A 23,223-nucleotide genomic window follows, 5' to 3' on the forward strand; every position below is an offset into this window, starting at 1 on the left:
CTCATCGCTGTTTCTTGGCGCTGCGGATGGTCTTCTCGTCGCGGTCCCCTGAGCTGACGATCATCGTCCCGTGCCTGGCCCTAGGCGTTGGCCATGGTTGAGCCGTGCCAGGTGCGACCGGCTGGCTTCGGCGGCTGTTTGCGGGTCTGTGCTGTTTCTGTGTGTGGATGCTTCAGGCATCCTCTGACCGCCAGTCGATCTCGGGCCGCACACGTGACAGGGGCGCGCCGTGTGACACGGCGCGCCCCTGGAAGGCGTGGCGGTTGCTGGTCAGCGGACCGCCGCGCTGGGGGAGTTGCGCAGCCGCCCGTCCTTCCCTCGCAGCATCTTGTCCATGACCGCGGCGATGGCGCCGTCGCCGGTGACGTTGCACGCGGTCCCGAAGGAGTCGATGGCCACGTAGGTGGCGATCATCAGCCCCACGGCGGTCTCGTCGAAGCCGAGCTGCGACTGCAGGATCGCCACGGCTGCCATGATGGCGCCGCCGGGTACGCCGGGTGCGGCGACCATGGTCACGCCCAGCAGGAAGATGAACCCGATGTACTGCCACGTGTCGATGGGCATGCCGGAGATCGTCATGATCGCAGTGGAGAACAGCACGATCTTCATGGTGGATCCGGACAGGTGGATCGTGGCGCACAGGGGGATCGTGAAGCCGGCCACGCGCTCGTCCACGCCGTTGCGGCGGGCGCACGCCAGGGTCACCGGAATGGTTGCGGCCGACGACGCCGTGCCCAGGGCGGTTGCGTACGCCGGCAGCATGTTCTTGAGCATGACGAACGGGTTCCGCCTGGCCACCACGCCGGCGATGCCGTACTGGATGAGCAGGATCACGATGGTCATGATGAACGCGAGTACGACCACCCGCAGGAACGTGGAGATCACCAGCGCGATCTGGCCGTTCATGGTCAGGCTGAGGAACATGCCGAAGATGTAGAGCGGCAGGAGTGGGATGATGACCTTCTCCACCACGCGCATCACAATGGTGCGCAGTTCCGCGAAACCGGAGTGCAGGGTGGTTCCCCGCACGAACGTGATTCCCACGCCCAGGCAGAAGGCCAGGACGAGTGCCGTCATGACGTCGAACACCGGGGGCATGGCGATCTCGAAGTAGCCGCTGAGCGCGTGATCCTCCGGATTCTCGAGCCCGTCGATCGACTGGGTCCCTCCGAGCAGCCAGGGATAGCTGCTCTGGGCCACGAAGAACGCCAACAGCCCCGCGAAGACGGTGGAGCCGTAGGCGACCGCCGCGGTGACCGCGAGCCACTTGCCGGCGCCCCGCCCCAGTTCGGCGATGGCCGGGGTGACGAGACCCACGATGATCAACGGGATCAGGAAGCCCAGGAACTGGCTGAAGATGCCGTTGAACGTCATGAACACGCGGGCGAGCCACTCGGGCATGACCGCTCCGAGTGCACTGCCGAGGACGATGGCTGCGACAACACGGACGAGCAGGTTCTTGGAGAGGGATCTCAAGCGCATGCTTCATTATCAACGGAACCTGGCCACCGGCCCTGCACTAGCGTTCTCGCGTGGCGCTGCGGTGAAGGGCGGAAGCCGGGGCCGGGGCATTGTGAGGCGGTCGGTGACCGTTTGTAGAATGCTCAGCAGACCAGTGGACATCGCCCGGCGATGACCTGAACACCAAGGCCTGAGGCCGCAGTAGGAGACACCCCTTGAGCGCATCTGATCAGCACGGTTCCCGCGATCACTCGGATCGTCGGCGCGACGAGGGCGAGCGCGGCGGATGGCGCGGCCGCGAGGACCGCGGCGGACCACGCGGTGGATGGCGTGGGGGCTCCGCATCCCGCGACGGCGGCCGCCAGGAGGGGCGCGATGGCTACCGGGCCAGCTCCGACCGGGACGGCTACCGGGGCCGCGACGACCGCTACGCAGGGGAGCGATCGGAGCGGGGCAATGATCGGACCCCTGGCGGCCGTGACGATCGCCGCCGTGACGACCGCGGCGACTACCGCCGCGGCGAGCGTGACGGCGCACGCGGTGGTTACCGGGGCCGTGACGACCGTGGAGATCGCCGGTTCGAGGGTCGCCGTGATGATCGCGGTTCGCGGTCCCGGGACGACGACCAGAACCGGGACAACCGCGAGAACCGGGACAACCGCGGGAACCGTGACCACGGGGGGAACCGTGGCTTCGGCGGCGACCGGGACGAGCGGCGTCGTGAGGGCGGGGGACCGGAGGGCTACCGCGGAGGGAACGATCGGGGCTCCGGCGGGCGTGACCGCCAGGACCGCGATCGTCGGGACGGCCGGTCCTACGGCTCCGGCAACGACCGGCGCCGCTTCGACGAGCGCGGCGGCGCGGAGCGCCGAGGCGGTGCGGGTGGGCCGGGACGCGGCAGGGACGGTTACCGTGCCGACTCCGCGGACCGCCGGGGTGACAGGGACGCCCGGCACCGGGACGCCCCCCGCGGTGGTGGCGTTTCCCGGTCAGATGCGCGCGGCGACGGTCGCGGTCGCGCGGACGACCGCGGCGGCTACCGGTCCCGCGACGACCACCGTGGCCCCGCCGGGGGCCCGGGGCGGGGACACCGGGATGACCGCGGAGGAAGCGGCGGCCGCGGGGACCGTTTCGAGGCGCGGCACGACCGGGGCGGGCAGGACCGCCACGGTCGTGGCGGCGAGCGCCGTGGCGAGTTCGGCACGCACGACCGCACGGACCGGCGCGGTCACGACGACACCCGCCCGCGGTTCGTGGCCCCGGAGATCGATGCGGACGTCACCGGCCGGGAGCTCGACCGCACGATGCACCACGAGCTCAAGGCGCTCGAACCCAGCAACGCGGAACGCGTGTCCCAGCACCTCGTGATGGCCGCGCGGTACCTCGACGACGATCCCGAGTTCGCGCTGGAGCACGCGAACGCAGCCGTCCGCAAGGCGGGGCGCATCGGCGTCGTGCGTGAGGCCGCGGGTGTCGCGGCCTACGCGGCGGGAGACTATGCGCTCGCGCTGAAGGAGCTGCGGACCCACCGCCGCATCTCGGGCTCCCAGGAGCACCTGCCCCTCATGGTCGACTGCCAGCGGGCCCTGGGCCGCGCGGACAAGGCCATGGAGGAGGCGACCTCCGACGCCGCGGCGCAGCTGGATGCCGAGGGCAAGGCGGAGCTCGCCATGGTCGTCTCGGGCATCCACTCCGACGAGGGCGACCACGACGCCGCCCTGGCGGCCCTCGAGATCCCGCAGCTCGACAAGAACCGGGGCTTCGTCTACAGCCCCAAGCTCTTCCGCGCCTACGCGGAGGCACTGCGGGCCGTGGGCCGGGACAAGGAGTCGATGGGCTGGGAGCGCCAGGCCATCGTCGCGGAGGCCGCCCTGGGCATGGGCCAGTTCTCCGAGCCCGAGATCGTCGACCTCGGTGACGACCTCGACGAGGAGGAGGCGCAGCGGACGGTGCGCGAGGCCCAACGGCGGCACAGCGCGCCGGAGCCGGGGGCCGCAGACCGTTCCGAGGACGGCGCCTCGGACGATCGCGCTTCCGGTGCGGGAAAGTCCTCGGACCACACGGCGGAAGCTCCGGAGCCGATGGAGCCCGCGGAAGCAGCTGAGACTTCTGCGTCCGTGGAAACCGTTGAGTCCGCAGAAGCCGTCGAGTCCGCCGAGCGCTCCGGTTCGGGTGGGACGGCTGCTGCTGCCGGTGCGCCTGAGACGGCTGCGCCCTCCGGTTCCGCTGAAACAGCGGCACCGGGTGGTTCTGCAGAGACAGCTGCGTCTGACGATCAGGTCGACTCCGCAGCACCCGGGGTCACCGCTCAGAAGGCGGAGTCTGCTGAGCACGAGGGCGAGGACACCCCGGAGCACCGTGCAGACTGAGCGGGCTCGACCCGCGGTGGACGAGAGTGCGCCGCTGATCGAGCGGTTCGACGCCCTGCTGTGCGACCTGGACGGTGTGGTCTACGCGGGGCCGCACGCGATCGACGGCGCGCCGGAGGCCCTCGACGAGGTGCGGCGCTCCGGCCGGGCCGTCGTGTACGTCACGAACAATGCCTCCCGGCCACCGAGCGCCGTGGCGGAGCACATCTCCGCTCTCGGGGCCCCCACCAGGGTGGAGCACGTGGTCAGCTCGGCGCAGGCCGCGGCCACTCTGCTCGCGGAGCGGCTGCGGCCCTCCGCCCGGGTGCTGGTCACGGGCTCGAGCGCGCTGGCCGACGAGATCCGCGACGTCGGGCTGGTGCCGGTGGACTCCCAGGCGGAAGACCCCGTGGCCGTGGTGCAGGGCTTCGATCCCCACCTGGGCTGGGAGCAGCTCGCCGAGGCCGCGTTCACGCTCGCGGACGAGTCCGTGCTGTGGTGCGCCACCAATACCGACCGCACGATTCCCAAGGAGCGCGGCATCGCGCCGGGCAACGGGACCCTGGTGGCGGCCGTGGCCGCGGCATCGGGCAGGGATCCGCTCGTGGCGGGAAAGCCCGAGGCACCGATCTTTCAGGAGGCCGCCGACCGGGTGGGCTCCGAATGCCCGGCGGTGGTCGGGGACCGGCTGGACACCGACATCCTGGGGGCGCACAACGCGGGCATGGAGAGCATCGAGGTGCTCACCGGAGTGGACTCCGCGGCCACCGTGCTCGCGGCGTGCTCGGCGCAGCGTCCCACGTTCCTCCTGGGGTCGCTCCGCGAGCTCTTCGAGCCGTACCCGCGGGTCACCGTGGAGCACCACGGCTCCGGGGTGAGGGCCACGTGCGGGGAGGCGGTCACGGAGGTGGAGAGTGACCTCGTGTCGGTGACGGCAGAGAAGGACCACCTGGACGGCTGGCGCGCGGCCTGCGCCGCGTGGTGGAACGCGCACCCGGATGCCGAGCAGCCCACGGAGCCGCGGCTGCAGTGGAAGGACCCCTCGTGAACCATGAACCGGCACCCGAGGCCGCGCCGGCCTCCGGCAGCTCGTCCGCTCGTGAGGATGCGGCCACGCCGGACGGGCAGGTCTCCGGGCCCGAGTCGACGCCCACCCTCGACTCACGCTTGCCCAGCGGCCCGACCACGGGGTCGACGACGCCGCACGGCACCTCCATCGCTCACGGCACCTCAATCGCCAACGACACTTCCACGGCCCACGATTCGTCCGGGCCGCAGGAGCCGTCTGCGTCGCATGATTCGTCAGTGGGGCCGGAGTCACCCGTGGGGTCCGGGTCCGGTCGGGACGACGTCCCGGGCGGCGCCGTTCCCCGGACGGGGTTCGGACCGGTCGACGCCGTTCTGGCACGTGAGGCCCAGATCTCCCGGATGCCCGTGGCCCAGCGGGCGGCGGCGTTCGCAGAGCTGCACACGGAGCTGGAGCGGATTCTGGCGCAGGATCCGGCGTCTCTGCCCGCAGGGCTGGTTCCTTCGGGGCCCCCGCGCCCGGGGTCACAGTCCCCAGGGGCACCGGCCTCGGCGTTGCAGTCCCAGGCGTTGCAGTCCCCGAGGTCCCCGTCCTCGGCGTTCCCGTCCCCGGCGTCACCGTCCTCGGTGGCCGGGGTTCCCGGCAGGGCACACGGCCAGAACCACCCAGCCGGACGCGAGCCGCGGTGACCCCCCGACTCGACCGGGTGCTGACGGAGCGTGGGCTCGCCCGCTCGCGCACCGCGGCCGCGACGTGGATCAAGGACGGCCGCGTGGCCGTCAACGGCGTCCCTGTCACCAAGCCGGCCACGCCGGTGGGGGAGCAGGACGTGGTGGAGGTCGCGCCGTCGGCCGAGGACGAGTACGTGAGCCGCGCCGGCCACAAGCTGGCGGGTGCGCTGGAGTGCTTCCCGGACGTGGACCCCGCGGGCAGGCGGTGTCTGGACGCCGGTGCCTCCACGGGCGGCTTCACCGACGTCCTGCTGCGCCGGGGCGCCCGGGAAGTGGTCGCCGTGGACGTGGGACACGACCAGCTGGTCCCCGAACTGCGCGCAGATCCCCGCGTGGTCGTCCACGAAGGACTCAACGTGCGCTACCTGGAGCCGGAGCAGATCGGTGGGCCCGCGCAGCTCACGGTGTGCGACCTCTCGTTCATCTCCCTCACCCTCGTGGTCGAGGCCCTGGCCGGCGCCACGGAGCCCGGAGGGGACCTGCTGCTCATGGTCAAACCGCAGTTCGAGGTGGGAGTCCACAACCTGTCCCGCACGGGGGTGGTCACGTCCGAACAGGCCCGCGCGGACGCGGTGCGGCGCGTCACCGACCGTGCGGGCGACGTCGGGCTGGACGTCCTGGCCACGGCCCCGAGCCCGCTGCCCGGGCAGGACGGCAACGTGGAGTTCTTCGTGCGGTGCCGCCGCCCGCGGACCGCCGGCGGCGTCGGAGTGCTCGCGTAGTGTGGAGCCAGTCAACGCACGGTGGGAGCCGAACGCAGGAGGATGATCTGCAGCACGTGAGCCGGAAGATCCTGGTGATGACCCACACGGGCCGTCCCGAGGCGAAGGACGCCGCGCGCCAGTCGTGCGCGCAGCTGCACTCCGCGGGGCTGGTCCCCGTGCTCTCACGTCCGGACCTCGAGGCCCTGTGCGCAGACGGGCTGGACATGTCCCCGGTGGAGATCCTCGAGGAGGACGTCGCCCTGAAGGACATCGAGATCGTCATGGTCCTCGGCGGCGACGGCTCGATCCTGCGCGCGGCGGAACTCGTGAGAGGTGTGGACACCCCGCTGCTGGGCGTGAACCTGGGGCACGTGGGCTTCCTCGCGGAGTCCGAGCGCTCGGGCCTGAACGAGACCGTCGAGGCCATCGTGGACGGGCGCTACACGGTGGAACGCCGCATGGCACTGGACGTCACCGTGTGGGAGCACCGGCGCAAAGTCCTGCACACGTGGGCGCTGAACGAGGCCTCCGTGGAGAAGGGCGACCGCGAGAAGATGATCGAGGTGGTCACCGAGGTGGACCGCCGGCCCCTGTCCACGTTCGGCTGCGACGGAGTGGTCATGGCCACCCCCACCGGCTCCACCGCCTACGCGTTCTCCGCGGGTGGGCCCGTGGTGTGGCCGGAGGTCGAGGCCCTGCTCATGGTGCCGCTCTCCGCCCACGCGCTGTTCTCCCGTCCGCTGGTGATCTCCCCGCGCTCCATGCTGGCCGTGGAGGTCCTCACCCGAACGGACGCCCGCGGCGTGCTGTGGTGCGACGGCCGGCGCACCGTGGACCTTCCGCCCGGCTCCCGGATCGAGGTGCGGCGCTCCGAGAAGTCCGTGAACCTCGCGCGCATGCACGCCACGCCCTTCTCGGAACGCCTCGTGAAGAAGTTCGAGCTGCCCATCGCCGGGTGGCGTGGTCCCCGGCCCGGCGAGCAGGTGGAGTCCATGACCACCGCCCTGCCCATGGTCCAGCCCACCACGGTGGTGGCGCAGGACCTCTCCCAGCCCAAGCTGAGCGTGGGGCGGGAGATCCCGCACCACGGACCCGTGGGGCGCGGCGGGACCTGCACCCCGGACGCCGATGACCCGAACGGAACCAGCGGATCATGATCGAGGAAATCCACATCCACGACCTCGGCGTCATCCCCGACGCCGTCCTGCCCCTGGGCCCGGGTCTCTCGATCCTCTCGGGCGAAACCGGGGCCGGAAAAACCATGGTGGTCACGGCTCTCGGCATGCTCCTGGGCAACCGCGCGGACGCCGGCGCGGTGCGTTCGGGAAGCGCGAAGGCGCTCGCGGAGGCCACCGTGCGCGTACCGGCGGACCACGCGGCGGTCGGCCTCGTGGAGGAGTCCGGCGGCACGGTGGACCGCGAGGAGGTCGGGGGCGGCGACGAGGCGCTCATCCTGATCTCGCGCACCGTTTCCGCGGAGGGTCGCAGCCGCGCCCACGTGGGAGGACGCTCGGCACCCGTGGGAACGCTCGCGGCGGTGGGGGAGTCCCTCGTGGCCGTGCACGGCCAGTCGGACCAGCTGCGGCTGAAGTCCGCCGCGGCGCAGCGCACAGCTCTGGACGACTACGCGGGTCAGCCGGTCGCGGCCGAGCTCGCCGTGTACCGGGAGGAGCTCGCGCGCTACCGCAGCGTCGTCGCCACCCTGCGGGCCGCCAAGGAGAACTCCCGCGAACGCGCCCTGCAGGCGCAGAGTCTCACCACTGCCCTCGCCGAGATCGACGCCGTGGAGCCCGTGCCGGGCGAGGACACGCAGCTGGACGCCGAGAGCGAGAAGCTGACCAATCTGGAGGCCCTGCGCACCGCGGCCACCACCGCGCACGCGGCCCTGAGCGGGTCCGACGCCGACGACGCCCCGGAGGCCAACGCCGTCGCGCTGCTGTCCCACGCCCAGCAGGCCCTCGACCTCGAGTCCGACGCGGACCCGGACCTCGCGGCGCTCGCGGCCCGCGTGCACGAGCTGACCGTGGTGGCCGCGGACGTGGCCGCGGACCTCTCCGGCTACGCGAGCGGTCTGGACGAGGACGGCCCGGCGCGCCTGGCGGAGGTCGAGGCCCGCCGCAGCGCCCTGCGTGCGCTGACCAAGAAGTACGGCGCCACGATCGACGAGGTGCTCAGCTGGGCGGACGAGGCGCGCGCCCAGCTGGACGAGCTCGTGGTGGACCCCCAGCGGGAGGAGCAGCTGCGGGCCGAGGGGGAGAAGCTGCACGCGTCCCTCGAAGAGCACGCGGCCACTCTCCTGTCGCTGCGGCGCAAGGCCGCCGAGAAGCTGGCGGCCGCCGTGAGCGCGGAGCTCACGGCGCTGGCCATGCCCAACGCAACTCTCGTGGTGGCGGTGGAACCGTCGGAGCGCTTCACGGACGACGGGCGGGACACGGTCGATTTCATGCTCGCCCCGCACGCCCAGGCCACCCCGCGTCCGCTCGGCAAGGGCGCCTCGGGTGGTGAGCTCTCCCGCATCATGCTGGCCCTGGAGGTGGTGCTCTCCGAGGTGGATCCGGTGCCCACGTTCGTCTTCGACGAGGTGGACTCCGGAGTGGGCGGCAAAGCGGCCGTGGAGATCGGGCGCCGGCTGAAGATGCTCGCACGCAACGTGCAGGTCCTGGTGGTCACCCACCTGCCCCAGGTGGCGGCCTTCGCGGACCAGCACATCCTCGTGACCAAGTCCTCGGACTCGAGCGTCTCGGACGTGAAGGTCCTCACCGAGGACGAACGCGTGGTGGAGCTGGCGCGGATGCTCGCCGGACACGAGGACTCCGACGCCGCCCGTGAGCACGCCCGTGAACTCCTGCGGGACGCCACCGCATGACCGCTGACCCCCGTACCCCGCACACGACACGAATGGTAGGCTCGAATCCCGTGGTTGATGCTCAGGACGCCGCCCGCGAGGCAGGCACAGAAAAGAACAACGGCAAGGTGACCCGGCAGATCTTCGTCACGGGTGGTGTGGCCTCGTCCCTCGGCAAGGGGCTCACCGCATCCTCACTCGGCATGCTCCTGCGAGCACGCGGGCTCTCCGTGACCATGCAGAAGCTGGATCCCTATCTGAACGTGGATCCGGGCACCATGAACCCGTTCCAGCACGGCGAGGTCTTCGTGACCGACGACGGCGCGGAGACGGACCTGGACATCGGGCACTACGAGCGCTTCCTGGACGAGAACCTGGACGCCTCCGCCAACGTGACCACCGGCCAGGTGTACTCCACGGTGATCGCCAAGGAGCGCCGCGGCGAGTACCTGGGGGACACGGTGCAGGTGATCCCCCACATCACGGACGAGCTCAAGCGCCGCATGCGCCGCCGCGCCGAGGACGAGAACGCCCCGGACATCATCATCACCGAAATCGGCGGCACGGTGGGCGACATCGAGTCCCAGCCGTTCATCGAGGCCGCCCGACAGGTGCGCCAGGACGTGGGTCGGCGCAACGTGTTCTACCTGCACGTGTCCCTGATCCCGTTCATCGGCCCCTCCGGCGAGCTCAAGACCAAGCCCACCCAGCACTCCGTGGCCACCCTGCGCGGTCTCGGCATCCAGCCCGACGCCCTCGTGCTGCGCTGCGACCGGGACGTCCCGGACGCCATGCTGCGCAAGATCGGCAGCGCGTGCGACGTGGACCTGGACGCCGTGATCTCTTGCGCGGACGCGCCGAGCATCTACGACATCCCCAACACGCTGCACACCCAGGGCCTGGACACCTACATCCTCGACTACCTGGGTCTGGACTACCAGGACGCGGACCTGCGCCAGTGGTCGCGCCTGCTCACCGCGGTGCGCGAGCCCGAGCACCAGGTCACGGTCGCCCTCGTGGGCAAGTACATCGACCTCCCGGACGCGTACCTCTCGGTCTCCGAGGCCCTGCGCGCCGGCGGGTTCGCCAACGACGCCAAGGTCAACCTCAAGTGGGTGGCCTCTGACCTGTGCGACACCCCCGAGGGCGCACAGCGTGAACTCGGCGACGTGGACGCCATCTGCGTGCCCGGTGGCTTCGGGATCCGCGGCCTGGAGGGAAAGCTGGGTGCGCTGACGTGGGCCCGTCAGCACAAGGTCCCCACCCTGGGGCTGTGCCTGGGCCTGCAGTGCATGGTCATCGAGTACGCGCGCAACGAGGTGGGGCTGCCCAACGCGTCCTCCACCGAGTTCGACCCCGAGACCGACACCCCCGTGATCGCGACCATGGAGGAGCAGAAGCAGTTCGTCGAGGGCGCGGGAGATCTGGGCGGCACCATGCGCCTGGGCCTGTACCCCGCCGCGCTCGCCGAGGGCTCCGTGGTGGCCGAGACCTACGGCACCACCGAGGTCTCCGAGCGCCACCGCCACCGCTACGAGGTCAACAACGCCTACCGCGAGGCGCTGTCCGAGGCCGGGCTGCGGATCTCGGGCACGTCCCCCGAGGGCACCCTCGTGGAGTTCGTGGAGCTGCCCCGCGAGGAGCACCCGTACTACGTGGCCACCCAGGCGCACCCGGAGCTCGCATCGCGTCCCACGCGCCCCCACCCGCTCTTCGACGGCCTGGTCCGGGCCGCGCTGGAGCGGCGCGGCGTACAGGCGCACGCCTGATCCACCGGTGAGGTGACGCTGGGCCCCGACGACGTACGACCCGTCGTCGGGGCCCCGTGCGTCCCCCGGGCCCCACGACCCTGACCCAGCACGGAACGGAGACACCATGGACTTCACCGACATCTCGTCCGAACAACTGCGCGACACCCCCGACCCCCACACGGCCGAGTCCTCGGAGACCGTCTTCGAGGGCGCGATCTGGGATGTGTGCCGGGAGAGGTTCCGCATGGCGGGCCAGGAGGACGCGCTCACCCGGGAGTTCATCACCCACCCCGGGGCGGTCTCGATCGTGGCCCTCGACGAGCAGGACCGGGTGCTGCTGATCAACCAGTACCGCCACCCGGTCCGGCTGCGCATGTGGGAGATCCCCGCCGGGCTCCTGGACGTCTCGGGCGAGCCCGCCCTGGACGCGGCCCAGCGGGAGCTGGGGGAGGAGGCGGACCTGCGCGCGGAGCAGTGGGACACGCTCGTGGACTTCGACAACTCTCCGGGCTCCTCGGCCGAGGCCAACCGGATCTTCCTGGCGCGGGGGCTCAGCGAGGTTCCGGCGGCCCAGCAGTTCACGCGGGAGGGTGAGGAGGCGGAGATCGTCGCCGGCTTCGCGGATCTCGACGCCGCCGTGGCCGCAGTGCTCGACGGCCGCCTCACGTCCCCGGCCGCCGCACTGGGCATCCTGGCCGCGCACGTGGCCCGCGCCCGCGACTGGAGCACTCTGCGGGCTCCGGACGCACCGTGGCCGGCACGCCCGCAGCACGCCGGGTGAACGACCACCAGGAGCTCACCGCGGGACACACGGGCCGGGGTCTCACCGCGGCGGAGGAGGCTCCGAAGACGGGGCCGCAGCTGAGAGTGACGCCGGATGGGGCCCCGCCGGTTGCCCGGAACGGGGAGGCCGCGCCGCCGGAGACCGGTCCCGACACGGAGCCACTACCCGTGGTGGCGCAGGAGCCCGCGCGACGGGAGCCGGCGGCGTCGTCCTCGGAGCGGGAGCCCGCGGTGGAACTCGTGCGGGCCGTGGGACGCTACCAGGACCATCTGGTGGTGGAGCGCGGACTGGCACAGAACACGGTGGCCGCCTACCGGCGTGACCTGAGACGCTACCTGGCCCACCTCACGCGGACCGCGCCGGACGTGCGCGTGCCGCGCGACATCACCACCGACCACGTGCGGGCGTTCATCCGTGTGCTGCGGGAGGGGGACGACGAGCACCCGCCCCTGTCGGCGCGCAGCAGCGCACGCGTGCTCGCCGCGGTGCGCGGGGCCCACGCGTTCTGGGCCACCGAGTCGACCGTGGACGCGGACGTGGCCTCGCGGGTCAGCCCACCGCCCCCGCCGCAGCGGCTGCCGAAGGCGATCGGGGTGACCGAGGTGGAGAACCTGCTGGCGGCACCCGATCCCGAGACGCCCGCGGGACTGCGGGCCCGGGCGTTCCTCGAGCTGCTCTACGCGACCGGCGCGCGCATCTCCGAGGCCGTGGCCCTGGACGTGGACGACCTCGCGGGACTGCACGACGAGGATCTCGCGCTGATCCGGCTCGTGGGCAAGGGTGACAAGCACCGGCTGGTGCCCGTGGGCTCGTTCGCCGTGACCGCGCTGGAGCGCTACCTGGTGCGCGCACGTCCCGAGCTCGCGCGCCGCGGCAGGGGAACTCCCGCAGTGTTCCTCAACGCGCGGGGCTCACGGATCTCACGGCAGACCGCCTGGACGATGGTCAAGGACGCCGCGCTCACCATCCACCAGGAGGACAGGATCACGCCCCACACGCTGCGGCACTCCTTCGCCACCCACCTGCTCGAGGGCGGCGCGGACCTGCGCGTGGTGCAGGAGCTGCTGGGCCACGCGTCCCTGGCCACCACGCAGATCTACACGAGGGTGTCCGTGGAGTCCCTGCGCGAGGTGTACGCCACGTCCCACCCGCGGGCCCGCTGAGCCGGACCCGCCCAGTGGGCGGGCCGCAGATTGCTCCCGCACACCCGGCCGTTCACCCGGTCGTCACCGTCCCGGTCTACCCTGGGAGGGATGAAACCGTTCACGCGCCTGCCTTCCACCCTGCTCGCTGTTCCGCTCGCCGCGACCCTGCTCTCGGCCGGGATGTCTCCCGCGTCCGCCGTGACGGGCATCGAGGCGGAGTACAACGCACTGCCGCAGGCCCAGGACTGGCTCGGTGAGCCCACGTCCGAGGAGTCGTGCGAGCTCCGGGACGACGGGTGCTACCGCGAGTACGAGAAGGGCGCCATCTACTGGTCGCCCGACACGGGCGCGCGGGCGCAGCGCGGGGCGATCTACACCCGGTGGCGGGCCGAGGGCTCCGAGCACGGGCCGCTCGGCTACCCGGTGAGCCGCGAGACCTGTTCCGACGGGGAGTGCGAGGTGCACTACCAGCGGGGCAGCATCACGTGGACGGACGCGGACGGCACCACCGTGCACCGGGACGCGGACGAGGCAGCCAGCAAGGGCGTCGTCGTCAACAAGCAGCGGGCGCTGTCCCCGCAGGACTACGCGCCCGCTCCGCTGCGGGACGTGGGCGGGGGTGTGCAGCTGCGCAACGACGCCGCGGCCGCCTACGAGCGGATGTCACGCGCCGCGGCGGAGCAGGGAGTGGAGCTCACGGCCGTGAGCGGGTACCGGGACTACGCCACGCAGGCGGGACTGTACGAGCAGTACACCGCGATGTACGGACGGGAGACCGCCGACTCGATCTCCGCGCGCCCCGGGCACTCGGAGCACCAGACCGGTCTGGCCATCGACGTGGGCGCGCCGGACGGTTCGTGCGCCCTGCTCGCGTGCTTCGAGGACACCCCTCAGGGCCGCTGGGTGGCCGATCACGCGCACGAGTACGGGTTCGTGGTGCGGTACCCGGAGGGGCGCACGCAAACCACCGGCTACGCCTACGAGCCGTGGCACCTGCGCTACGTGGGCGAGGACACCGCCACGAGCGTGAAGGACAGTGGGGAACCCGATCTGGAGTCCTACCTGGGCCTGCCCGACGCTCCCGGCTACTGACCCCTCGGGCGGTGGCCCCGGGGCCAGCCCGCCCCGCGCTGCGCGCCGGGGCCGCGCTGAGCCTGGGCGCCGCTCACGACCGCAGTGCACGACCGCGGTGCAGCGGACGATTGAAGGGCTGGAGTCCCGGGAGGAGGTCCCCGCACAAGACACGACCCGTGACCCCCATCCGAGGGCCACGGGTCGTTTCCGTGGTGGAACTCTCGACCTGACGTCCACCGGACCGGGCGGCCACCACGGGCGTTCCGGTCCCGTGACGGAGTCAGCTGAGGTGGCGCTCGTCCGGGCCGTTGTAGTCCGAGAGCGGGCGGATCAGGGAGTTGTTCGCGCGCTGCTCCATGATGTGGGCCGTCCAGCCCGCGATCCGCGCGCACACGAAGATGGGCGTGAACGTGGGGATGTCGAAGCCCATGAGCCAGTACGTGGGTCCGGCGGGGTAGTCCAGGTTGGGCTTGATGGACTTGGCTTCGTCCATGGACTTGGCCAGACCGTTGTAGAGCCCCAGGATCTCCTGGCGGTCGTAGTGATCCAGCATGCGGAAGAGGGCCTCCTGCATGGTGGGCACGCGGGAGTCGCCGTGCTTGTAGACGCGGTGCCCGAAGCCCATGACCTTCTTCTTCTCGGCCAGCGCCTGGTCCATCCACTCCTTGGCGCGCTTCTCGGCCTCCTCCGCGGTCTCCTCCTTGCGGATCCCGAGCTCCTCGAAGGTGTGCATCACGGCCTCGTTGGCGCCGCCGTGCAGCGGTCCCTTGAGCGCGCCGATCGCACCCGTGACGGCAGAGTGGAGGTCAGAGAGCGTGGAGGTGATCACGCGCGCCGTGAAGGTGGACGCGTTGAAGGAGTGCTCCGCGTACAGGATGATCGACACGCGGAACGCGTCCACCACCTCGGGGGCGGCTTCCTCGCCGAAGGCCATCCACAGGAAGTTCTGCGCGTAGTCCAGGTCCTCGCGGGGCTCCACGACCTCCTGGCCGTGACGACGGCGCTGGTCGTAGCAGACCACGGCGGGCATGACCGCGAAGAGCTCCTGGGCCTTGCGCAGCTCGGCCTCCGGGGAGTTGTCCTCCGCCAGGGGGTGCTGGGCGCCGATCACGGACGCGGCGGTGCGGCACACGTCCATGGGGTGGCACGTGGTGGGCAGCTCGTCGATCACGCGCTTGAGCTCGGGGGTCAGGGCACGGTTCTCGCGTTCGAGGGTGCGGAAGGCCTCGAGCTCCTCCACGGACGGCAGCTCGCCGTTCCACAGCAGCAGGGCCACCTCCTCGGCGGAGCACTTCTCGGCGAGCTCCTGCACGGGGTAGCCCCTGTAGAGCAGGGAGTTGGTCTCGGCATTGACCTTGGACACGGCGGTGGCGTCCGCCACCACACCGGCGAGTCCCTTGCGGATTTCGGTATCGGCCACGGTTGATCTCCTTCGACAGCTGTGGACTGGAAACGTGTGATGGTTCCCACCCCACCAGAGTAGGCGGGGTGGGAACTGGGAGTCAGGAGTTCGGGGTGCCCGGCACCTCGAAGTTGAAGACCCCGGTGTCGAACTGGTTGTACCCGGTGTAGTCCACCAGCTCGTAGAGCCGCTTGCGCGTGAGCATGTTCTCCACCTGCGCCTGCTGGGTGCCGTCCTCCCGGATGGTGGTGAGCAGACGTTCGATGGCACCCATGGCCTGGCGCTCCAGGGACACCGGGTAGATGATCATGGACACCCCGGCGTCCTGCAGCTGCTGCTTGGTGAACAGCTCCGACTTCCCGAACTCGGTCATGTTCGCGAGGATCGGGACGTCCAGGGCCTGCGCCATGCGCTCGAACTCCGAGAGGTCCGCCATGGCCTCGGGGAAGATCACGTCCGCACCGGCCTCGGCGAGCGCCTGGGCGCGCTCCACGGCGGCGTCGAAACCATCCACGCCGCGGATGTCCGTGCGAGCCATGACCACGAAGTTCGGGTCCCGGCGCGCGGCCACGGCGGCGCGGATGCGCTGGGTGGCAGTGGCGGTGTCCACCACGGACTTGCCGTCCAGGTGGCCGCAGCGCTTGGGGTTGAACTGGTCCTCGATGTGGCAGCCGGCCAGCCCGGCGTCCTCGAGCTCCTGCACGGTGCGCGCCACGTTCATGGGCTCGCCGAAGCCGGTGTCGGCGTCCACGAGGCACGGCAGGTCCGTGCTGCGGGCGATCTGCCCGGCGCGGGTGGCCACCTCGGTGAGCGTGGTCAGTCCGATGTCCGGCAGTCCGAGCTCGTTGGCCAGCACGCCGCCGGAGATGTAGACGCCCTCGAAGCCCTGCTCCTGGATGAGCTTGGTGGACAGCGGGGTGAACGCGCCCGGGAACTGGGCGATCTCCGGTGCGGCCAGCAGCTCGCGGAAGTGCTCGCGCTTCTGGGCGGGGGTCACGGTGGTGTACAGCATGATCAGAAGATTCCCTTCGGCGACTTCTCCAGCTCCACCGCGGCGGCGATGTTGAGCTGCCCCAGCTCCCCGGCCTTGAGCTCGGGCAGGCGCTGCACGGTGTCCAGGAAGCGCTCGATCTCCTCGGGGGCCACGAGGCCCTCGGCCAGGGTGCGGAACTTGGTGATGTACTGCTCGCGGGCGAACGGCCGGGCACCGAGCGGGTGGGCGTCCGCCACGGCGATCTGGTCCGTCACCACGGAGCCGTCCTTGAGCGTGATCTCCACGGAGCCGCCGAACGCCTTCTCGGAGATGTCCAGGGAGTGGTAGCGGCGGGTCCACTCGGGATCCTCCTGCGTGGTGACCTTGTGCCACAGCTCCACGGTGTCGGGGCGCCCGGCACGCTCGGGGGCGTAGGAGTCCACGTGGTGCCACGCGCCGTCCTGCAGTGCGACCGTGAAGATGAAGGGGATGGAGTGGTCCAGGGTCTCGCGCGAGGCGGTGGGATCGTACTTCTGGGGGTCGTTGGCCCCGGAGCCGATCACGTAGTGCGTGTGGTGGGAGGTCTTGATGAGCACGGACTCCACGTTGGCGGGGTCGGTGACCTCGGGGTGCTCGCGGTGCAGCTTGCGGGCCAGGTCGATCCACGCCTGCGCCTGGTACTCCGCGGAGTGCTCCTTGGTGTACGTGTCCAGGATGGCGCGCTTGGCCTCGCCCGGCGCGGGCAGGGGCACCTCGTAGCTCGCCGTGGGGCCGGAGAGCAGCCACGCGATCACGCCGTCCTCACCCTCGTAGATGGGGGTGGGGGAGGTCTGTCCGCGCATCGCACGGTCCACGGCTTCCACGGCCATCTTCCCGGCGAACGCGGGGGCGTGGGCCTTCCACGTGGAGATCTCGCCCTTGCGGGACTGGCGGGTCTGCGTGGTGGTGTGCAGCGCCTGGCCGATGGCCTGGAAGATCGTCTCGGTGTCCAGGCCCAGCAGGGTTCCGATGCCCGCGGAGGCGGACGGGCCGATGTGCGCGATGTGGTCGATCTTGTGCTCGTGCAGGCAGATGCCCTTCACGAGGTCCACCTGGACCTCGTAGCCCGTGGCGATGCCGCGGATCAGGTCCTCGCCGGTGCTGCCCACGTGCTGGGCCACGGCGAGGATCGGCGGGATGTTGTCACCGGGGTGGGAGTACTCCGCGGAGAGGAAGGTGTCGTGGTAGTCCAGCTCGCGCACTGCCACGCCGTTGGCCCACGCGGCCCACTCGGGGGACACGGCGGCGTCGTCCTCCGGGGCGCCGTAGAGCAGCGAGCCCTGGCCGGAGAACCCGGCGTTCGGCACCACCTTGTGGCACAGCGCCTGCGAGCGCGCGGAGACGATCGGGCCGCGGTTCAGGGACGCGATGGCCACGGAGGCGTTGTCGATGATCCGGTTGATCACCATGTCCACCACCTCGGGCTCCACGGCCACGGGGTCGGTGGCCACGGAGGCGAGCTTGTGGGCCAGCTGCTCTTCGCGGGGCAGCTCTTCCTTGGAGGAGTACGTGCGCACGGTGTGTGTGACGGTCACGGGCGTTCCTTTCGGTGCGTGGTGCGTGGGCTTGGAGGTGGTCGGGGTGCCGCGGGGCGGCGGGTCAGGAGGCCACCGGGACGGCGGCGAGCTCGGGGGTGCGCAGGGCGTTGCCGAGCGCGTTCTTGAGGTGGACGCGGGTGGTGGCCACGGCCAGGGCGGCGTCGCCCTCCGCGATCGCGCGGGCAATGGCCTCGTGCTCGGCGGCGGCCACGGCCAGGCGGCGTGGGTTGGACGTGGACAGCCGGCGGACCCGCGCGAGGTGCAGCCGCACGTTGGCGAGCGCCTGCTGCAGGTAGGGGTTCTGCGCGGCGGCGTCGATCTCCGCGTCCATGCGGTCCACGAGTTCGTAGTACGCGACGTGGTCCGGGTCCCCGGTGAGCGTCTCCGCAATGTGCGAGAGCTGCTCGGCGAGCTCCCGGAAGGTCTCGCGGTCGCCGCGCTCGGCGGCGAGCTCGGCCGCCCGGCAGTCCAGGGTGTCCCGCAGCTCGTACAGCGCACGGACGTCCTCGGAGGAGATCGCGCTGACGACGACGCCGCGGCCGTTGTGCGGCTCGGTCAGCCCGTCCGCCGTGAGCCGGGACAGGGCCTCGCGCACCGGGGTGCGGGAGATCCCGAGCCGCTCGGAGAGGTCCACCTCCCCGAGCAGCTGCCCGGGGGTCAGGCGCCAGGACACGATGTCCGCGCGCAGTTCGCGGTACGCGCGCTCTCCAGCTCGCATGGTTCCTCCTGACGTGGTGGTGACCCCATTGTATACACCCGGGGCGTGCGGTCCAATCAAATCGCGGAACCGCAGGCTTATCGCAGGTGCTGTGTATACACAACCCTTGCCGGGTGTGATGCAGGGCACTAGCATGAAGGTACGCCGATGCCCGCCCCAGCACCACGTCCGGAGGACGCCATGTCGCAGCCCACCTACGAATCCGTCTACCGCGCCAGCGTGGATGATCCCGAGCGGTTCTGGCTGGAAGCCGCCGACGCCGTGGAGTGGATCACCCCGCCCACCCGGGCCCTGGACGACTCCGCCGCCCCGCTCTACCGCTGGTTCCCGGACGGGGAGCTGAACACGTGCGTCAACGCGGTGGACCGCCACGTGGCCGCGGGCCACGGGGAGCGCACGGCACTGATCTACGACTCCGCGGTCCTCGGGGTGCAGGAGCACATCACGTACGCCCAGCTGCAGGAACGCGTGGCGCTGTTCGCCGGGGCGCTCGCGGCCCAGGGGGTGTCCAAAGGTGACCGGGTGCTGCTCTACATGCCCATGATCGCGGAATCGGTCGTTGCCATGCTGGCGTGCGCCCGACTGGGGGCTGTGCACTCGGTGGTCTTCGGGGGCTTCGCGCCCCGTGAACTCGCGAGCCGCATCGACGACTCCCGGCCGGTGGCCATCGTCACGGCGTCCGGAGGCGTGGAGCCCAAGCGCCGGATCGAGTACCTGCCCGCGATCGAGGAGGCGCTGCAGATCAGCGACCACGCGCCGTCGGCCGTGCTCGTCCACGAGCGCGAGGGGTTCGAGACGAGCGTGGCCGAGGCCCGCGAGCGCGCACAGTCCTCGGAGGGGCCGGCATGGCTGTCGTGGGGGGAGGCACAGGACGGGGTGAGCCCCGCCGAGCCGGTGGCCGTGAAGGCCACCGATCCGCTCTACATCCTCTACACGTCCGGCACCACGGGAAAGCCCAAGGGCGTGGTCCGGGACAACGGCGGGCACGCCGTGGCGCTGAGCTGGTCCATGGCCAACATCTACGACGTCTCCGCCGGTGACGTGATGTGGACCGCCTCGGACGTGGGGTGGGTCGTGGGCCACTCGTACATCGTGTACGCTCCGCTGCTCGCGGGGGCCACCACGGTGGTCTACGAGGGCAAGCCCGTGGGCACCCCGGACGCCGGGGCGTTCTGGCAGCGGGTGGAGGAGCACGGGGTCAAGGTGCTGTTCACCGCCCCCACCGCGCTGCGCGCGATCCGCAAGGCGGACCCCGAGGGGGAGTTCGTCAGGAAGCACGACATCTCCTCCCTGCATGCGCTGTTCGTGGCGGGGGAGCGGCTGGACCCGGAGACCTACACGTGGGCCTCCACCGTGCTGGGCGTACCCGTGGTGGACCACTGGTGGCAGACCGAGACCGGGTGGGCCATCTGCTCCAACCCGTTCGGCATCGAGAAGCTGCCCATCGTCGCGGGATCCCCCACGGTTCCCGTGCCCGGGTTCCACGTGGAGATCCTCGACCCCATCGGGGAGCCCCTGGGTCCCGGCGAGGAGGGCAACATCGCCCTGCGGCTGCCGCTGCCCCCGGGCACCCTCAGCACGCTGTGGGGCAACGACGAGCGCTTCGTCTCCTCCTACCTCTCGGCCTTCCCCGGGTACTACGCCACGGGGGACTCCGGGTACATCGACGAGAACGGGTACGTGTTCGTGATGGGACGCACCGACGACGTCATCAACGTCTCGGGCCACCGGCTCTCCACGGGACAGATGGAGCAGATCGTGGCCACCCACCCGGACGTCGCAGAGTGCGCCGTGATCGGTGTGAACGACCCCCTCAAGGGTCAGCGGCCCTCCGGGTACGTGGTGCTCAAGACCGGTGCGGAGATCACCCAGGAGCAGCTCGCGGAGGACCTCGTGACCATGGTGCGCTCGCAGATCGGTCCCGTGGCGGACTTCAAGGACGTGGCCGTGGTCGAGGCCCTGCCCAAGACACGCTCCGGAAAGATTCTGCGCAAGACCATGCGTCAGATGGCCGACGGCGAGCAGTACACGGTGCCCTCCACGATCGAGGACCACTCCGTGCTGGAGGCGCTGCAGTCGGTGCTGGCGCCCAAGAACTAGCGTCCCGTCCCACGACGGCCGCTGAGCCCCGCCCCGGAGCACGCCACCGGGGGCGGGGCTCCGCCGTGAACGACGCGGAGGATTCTCTCTCAGCCACGCCACCCGTACTCGAGCTCGGGCCGGCCCGGTGCGCCGTGGCGCGCCCGCCGCTCGAGCATCCCGGTCTCGCACAGGTGCTCGAGGTACCGCCGTGCCGTGACCCGTGAGAGCCCGAGGTCGCGGGCGATCTCTCCCGCGGAACGGAACTCGGGGGTGGCCCGCAGCGCAGCAGCCACCTTCTCCAGTGTGTCCGCGGCCAGCCCCTTGGGCGGGGCGGTGCGCATGCCCGCGCTCAGGGTGGCGAACAGACGGTCCAGCTGCGTCTGGTCCACGGTCGTGTCCTCGGGGGTCGGGCTGGCCAGTGCGCGGTGGAACGCGGCGTAGGCCTCCAGCTTGCCAAACAGGTCCTGGAACGAGAAGGGCTTGACCAGGAAGCCCACGGCGCCCACCGACGAGGCCTCGCGCACGGTGGCCACGTCCCGGTGGGCAGTGACCACCAGCAGGTCCACACCGCACCGCTGTGCCCTCAGCGCCCGGGCGGCCTCCAGCCCGGACATGTCCGGGAGGTTCACGTCCAGCAGCACGAGGTCCACGGGCTCGCTCGACGCCGCCCGCTCCCGCACGGCGCGCACAGCGGACCGGCCGGTGCGCGCGACCCCCACGACCTCGAAGCCGTCGCACCGGCCCACGTACTCCGCGTGGGCGGCACCGGTGAGGGGCTCGTCCTCGACCACGAGCACCCGGATCACCGGGTCACCTCTGGGGCCCCGGCACGCAGGACGGGGACGTCCACGGTGAAGACCGCGCCCGCATCACGCTCCACCCTGATGGAGGTGCCCCAGGACGAGACGATTCCCCGCACCACGTGCAGGCCCACTCCGTGGCTCACGCCCGGCTCGTGCTTGCTGGTGACGCCGCGCTCGAAGATGAGCTCACGCGAGTCCTCCGGCACGCCTGGCCCGTTGTCCGAGACCGTGACGTGCACGCACCTCCCGTCGCCCGACGTGGTGAGCTCGACCTCCACGGAGGGCGGTTCGCCGCCGACGCCGTCCTCGGCACCCGGATGGTGCACTCCCGCGGCCGCCTCCACAGCGTTGTCCACGAGGTTGCCGACCACGCTCACCAGGTCGGTGGGTTCCACGGCCAGCGCCGGGATCTCCCCGTGGGTCAGCACGGCGAAATCCACGCCGCGCTCGCGGGCGGTGGCCGCCTTGCCCATGAGCAGGGCCGCCAGGAACGGGTCCCGGACGTCGCGGGTCACGGTGTCTCCCACCTGGACGGACCGCCGCGCGCTGGCAGACGCGAACTCCAGGGCCTGGGGATGGCGCTCGAGCTCCAGCAGCGACACCACGGTGTGCAGCCGGTTGGCGTGCTCGTGCGTCTGAGCCCTCAGCCCCGCGGCCATCGTGCGCACCAGGTCGAGCTCACCGGCCATCCGGCTCAGCTCCGTCTGGTCCTGGACCATGAGCACCCGCAGCGTCTCGTCCCCGGACGCGCGGGTGCACGTGGCCACCAGGGTGCGACCCGCCACGGTGCAGCGACGGTCCGTGAACGTGGTCTCGTGCGAGAGCAGCCCCGCCACCGGACCGGGAAGAGCCAGGGGCGGGCGGCGTCCTGCACCGTGAGGCCCAGGCGGCGGAACGCGGCGAGGCAGACGCGGGGAGCGGCGTCGTGCCCGGTGGGGCGCCGCCGTCCCGTCCGCCCGGCGGGAGACCTCACGGGTGGGCGCGTCGTCGTCCGCCGCGGCGGGGTCCGCGTCCGACTGGCCCTGGTCCTCGGGAAGTGCGACCCCCAGGAGATGGGCCGCGCGGGCGTTGGCCAGCACGGGGTGGTCGTCCCGGTCCAGCAGGACGAGACCCTCGCGGGCCTCGGAGAGCACGGCGCGGTTGAGGGCGAGCTGGCGCACCAGGGACTCGGGGGAGCGGCCGCCCGTGACACGGTGCAGGTAGCGGGCCATGAGGAGGCTGATCAGCGAGGACATGGCCAGGAGCGAGCCCGAGATGAGCAGCAGGCCGGGCAGCTCCCGGCGGCTCTCGGTCGCGATCCGGTCCAGCAGGACACCGGAGGACACCAGGCCGATCACCGTGCCGTCGGCGTCCCGCACCGGGGCGATCGTGCGCACGGAGGGCCCCAGCCGGCCCACCTCGGTGGCGGTGTAGGTCTCGCCGGCCAGAGCGTGCGAACGGTCCCCGAGGTACTGCTGGCCCACGCGGCTCGGGTCGTAGTGGGTGATCCTCGTGCCGTCGGGAGTCATGACGGTCACGAAGTCCACGTCCGTGTCCCGCTCCACGGCCGACGCCACGGGCTGCAACTGCGCGTGCGGGTCCGCGGAGAGCAGCGAGGAGCGCACGAACGGGTCGTCCACGAGGGTGGTGGTGGCCACCCGGGTCACGGACTCCGCACGGTCCGTGACCCTGGCTCGGGTCTGCCCGACCATCACGCCCGCCACCACCAGGGTGATGACCACCACGAGGGCGAGCTGCAGGGCCAGGAAGCGTTGGGCCAGGGACATGGTGCGCACTCCGTGCTGGACGTTGAGGTGGG

At 71.4% G+C, this 23,223-nt stretch carries 17 protein-coding genes; 10 read left to right on the forward strand and 7 right to left on the reverse strand.

The features are described 5' to 3' along the window. Positions 1-270: 270 nt before the first annotated feature. Positions 271-1,482: a dicarboxylate/amino acid:cation symporter gene (locus tag AABM36_RS06530; protein WP_423445317.1), complete on the reverse strand. Its 1,212-nt coding sequence runs from the start codon at positions 1,480-1,482 to the stop codon at positions 271-273. Positions 1,483-1,676: 194 nt separating this feature from the next. Between AABM36_RS06530 and AABM36_RS06535 the strand changes: the two genes are divergently transcribed. From AABM36_RS06535 to AABM36_RS06575, 9 genes are all read left to right on the forward strand, one after another. Then, positions 1,677-3,830, forward strand: coding sequence for a hypothetical protein (locus tag AABM36_RS06535; RefSeq protein ID WP_423445318.1), 2,154 nt, complete (start codon positions 1,677-1,679; stop codon positions 3,828-3,830). After that, on the forward strand, positions 3,820-4,857 hold the full coding sequence (locus AABM36_RS06540) for an HAD-IIA family hydrolase (RefSeq protein ID WP_423445320.1): 1,038 nt from the start codon (positions 3,820-3,822) through the stop codon (positions 4,855-4,857). The genes AABM36_RS06535 and AABM36_RS06540 overlap by 11 nt, the downstream gene beginning before the upstream one ends. A gap of 664 nt (positions 4,858-5,521) precedes the next feature. Continuing rightward, a complete protein-coding gene (locus AABM36_RS06545; protein ID WP_423445321.1) occupies positions 5,522-6,289 on the forward strand; it encodes a TlyA family RNA methyltransferase in 768 nt (255 codons plus the stop codon). A gap of 56 nt (positions 6,290-6,345) precedes the next feature. After that, entirely contained in the window at positions 6,346-7,428 is a 1,083-nt protein-coding gene (locus AABM36_RS06550; RefSeq protein WP_423445323.1) for an NAD kinase, read from the forward strand. Then, positions 7,425-9,137 carry a DNA repair protein RecN gene (recN, locus tag AABM36_RS06555; protein ID WP_423445325.1) on the forward strand — a complete coding sequence of 571 codons (1,713 nt, stop codon included), beginning with the start codon at positions 7,425-7,427 and terminating at the stop codon, positions 9,135-9,137. The genes AABM36_RS06550 and recN overlap by 4 nt, the downstream gene beginning before the upstream one ends. Before the next feature lie 32 nt (positions 9,138-9,169). Continuing rightward, positions 9,170-10,885, forward strand: coding sequence for a CTP synthase (locus AABM36_RS06560; RefSeq protein ID WP_423445327.1), 1,716 nt, complete (start codon positions 9,170-9,172; stop codon positions 10,883-10,885). A gap of 106 nt (positions 10,886-10,991) precedes the next feature. Further along, complete coding sequence (locus AABM36_RS06565; protein WP_423445328.1) at positions 10,992-11,648, forward strand: NUDIX domain-containing protein; 657 nt, start codon at positions 10,992-10,994, stop codon at positions 11,646-11,648. A 170-nt stretch (positions 11,649-11,818) separates the two neighbouring features. Then, positions 11,819-12,814: a site-specific tyrosine recombinase XerD gene (locus tag AABM36_RS06570; protein ID WP_423445330.1), complete on the forward strand. Its 996-nt coding sequence runs from the start codon at positions 11,819-11,821 to the stop codon at positions 12,812-12,814. A gap of 90 nt (positions 12,815-12,904) precedes the next feature. Next, positions 12,905-13,888, forward strand: coding sequence for a D-alanyl-D-alanine carboxypeptidase family protein (locus tag AABM36_RS06575; protein ID WP_423445332.1), 984 nt, complete (start codon positions 12,905-12,907; stop codon positions 13,886-13,888). Positions 13,889-14,150: 262 nt separating this feature from the next. Here the strand turns inward: AABM36_RS06575 and AABM36_RS06580 are convergent, their stop codons facing one another. The 4 genes from AABM36_RS06580 to AABM36_RS06595 form a co-directional block, all read right to left on the reverse strand. Next, complete coding sequence (locus AABM36_RS06580; protein WP_423445334.1) at positions 14,151-15,290, reverse strand: bifunctional 2-methylcitrate synthase/citrate synthase; 1,140 nt, start codon at positions 15,288-15,290, stop codon at positions 14,151-14,153. An 82-nt stretch (positions 15,291-15,372) separates the two neighbouring features. Then, positions 15,373-16,284 (reverse strand): methylisocitrate lyase, encoded by a 912-nt coding sequence (gene prpB, locus AABM36_RS06585; RefSeq protein ID WP_423445335.1) that lies wholly within the window; start codon positions 16,282-16,284, stop codon positions 15,373-15,375. Positions 16,285-16,286: 2 nt separating this feature from the next. Continuing rightward, complete coding sequence (locus AABM36_RS06590) at positions 16,287-17,819, reverse strand: MmgE/PrpD family protein (RefSeq protein ID WP_423445337.1); 1,533 nt, start codon at positions 17,817-17,819, stop codon at positions 16,287-16,289. Positions 17,820-17,883: 64 nt separating this feature from the next. Next, entirely contained in the window at positions 17,884-18,540 is a 657-nt protein-coding gene (locus AABM36_RS06595; RefSeq protein WP_423445338.1) for a GntR family transcriptional regulator, read from the reverse strand. A gap of 180 nt (positions 18,541-18,720) precedes the next feature. On the opposite strand from AABM36_RS06595, the gene AABM36_RS06600 reads away from it, so the two are divergent. Then, the gene (locus AABM36_RS06600) at positions 18,721-20,640 is read left to right on the forward strand and encodes a propionyl-CoA synthetase (RefSeq protein WP_423445340.1); all 1,920 of its coding nucleotides are present in this window, start codon (positions 18,721-18,723) and stop codon (positions 20,638-20,640) included. Between the two features lie 89 nt (positions 20,641-20,729). On the opposite strand, the gene AABM36_RS06605 is transcribed toward AABM36_RS06600, so the two are convergent. Both AABM36_RS06605 and AABM36_RS06610 read right to left on the reverse strand, forming a co-directional pair. Beyond that, positions 20,730-21,428, reverse strand: a complete 699-nt coding sequence (locus AABM36_RS06605) for a response regulator (protein ID WP_423445342.1) — start codon at positions 21,426-21,428, stop codon at positions 20,730-20,732. Continuing rightward, the gene (locus AABM36_RS06610) at positions 21,425-23,191 is read right to left on the reverse strand and encodes a sensor histidine kinase (RefSeq protein WP_423445344.1); all 1,767 of its coding nucleotides are present in this window, start codon (positions 23,189-23,191) and stop codon (positions 21,425-21,427) included. Before AABM36_RS06610 ends, AABM36_RS06605 begins: the two co-directional genes overlap by 4 nt. Between the last annotated feature and the right edge of the window lie 32 nt (positions 23,192-23,223).

It is taken from the genome of Kocuria sp. KSNUG (assembly GCF_049532735.1).
GTDB classification, from domain to species: Bacteria; Actinomycetota; Actinomycetes; order Actinomycetales; family Micrococcaceae; genus Kocuria; species Kocuria rhizophila.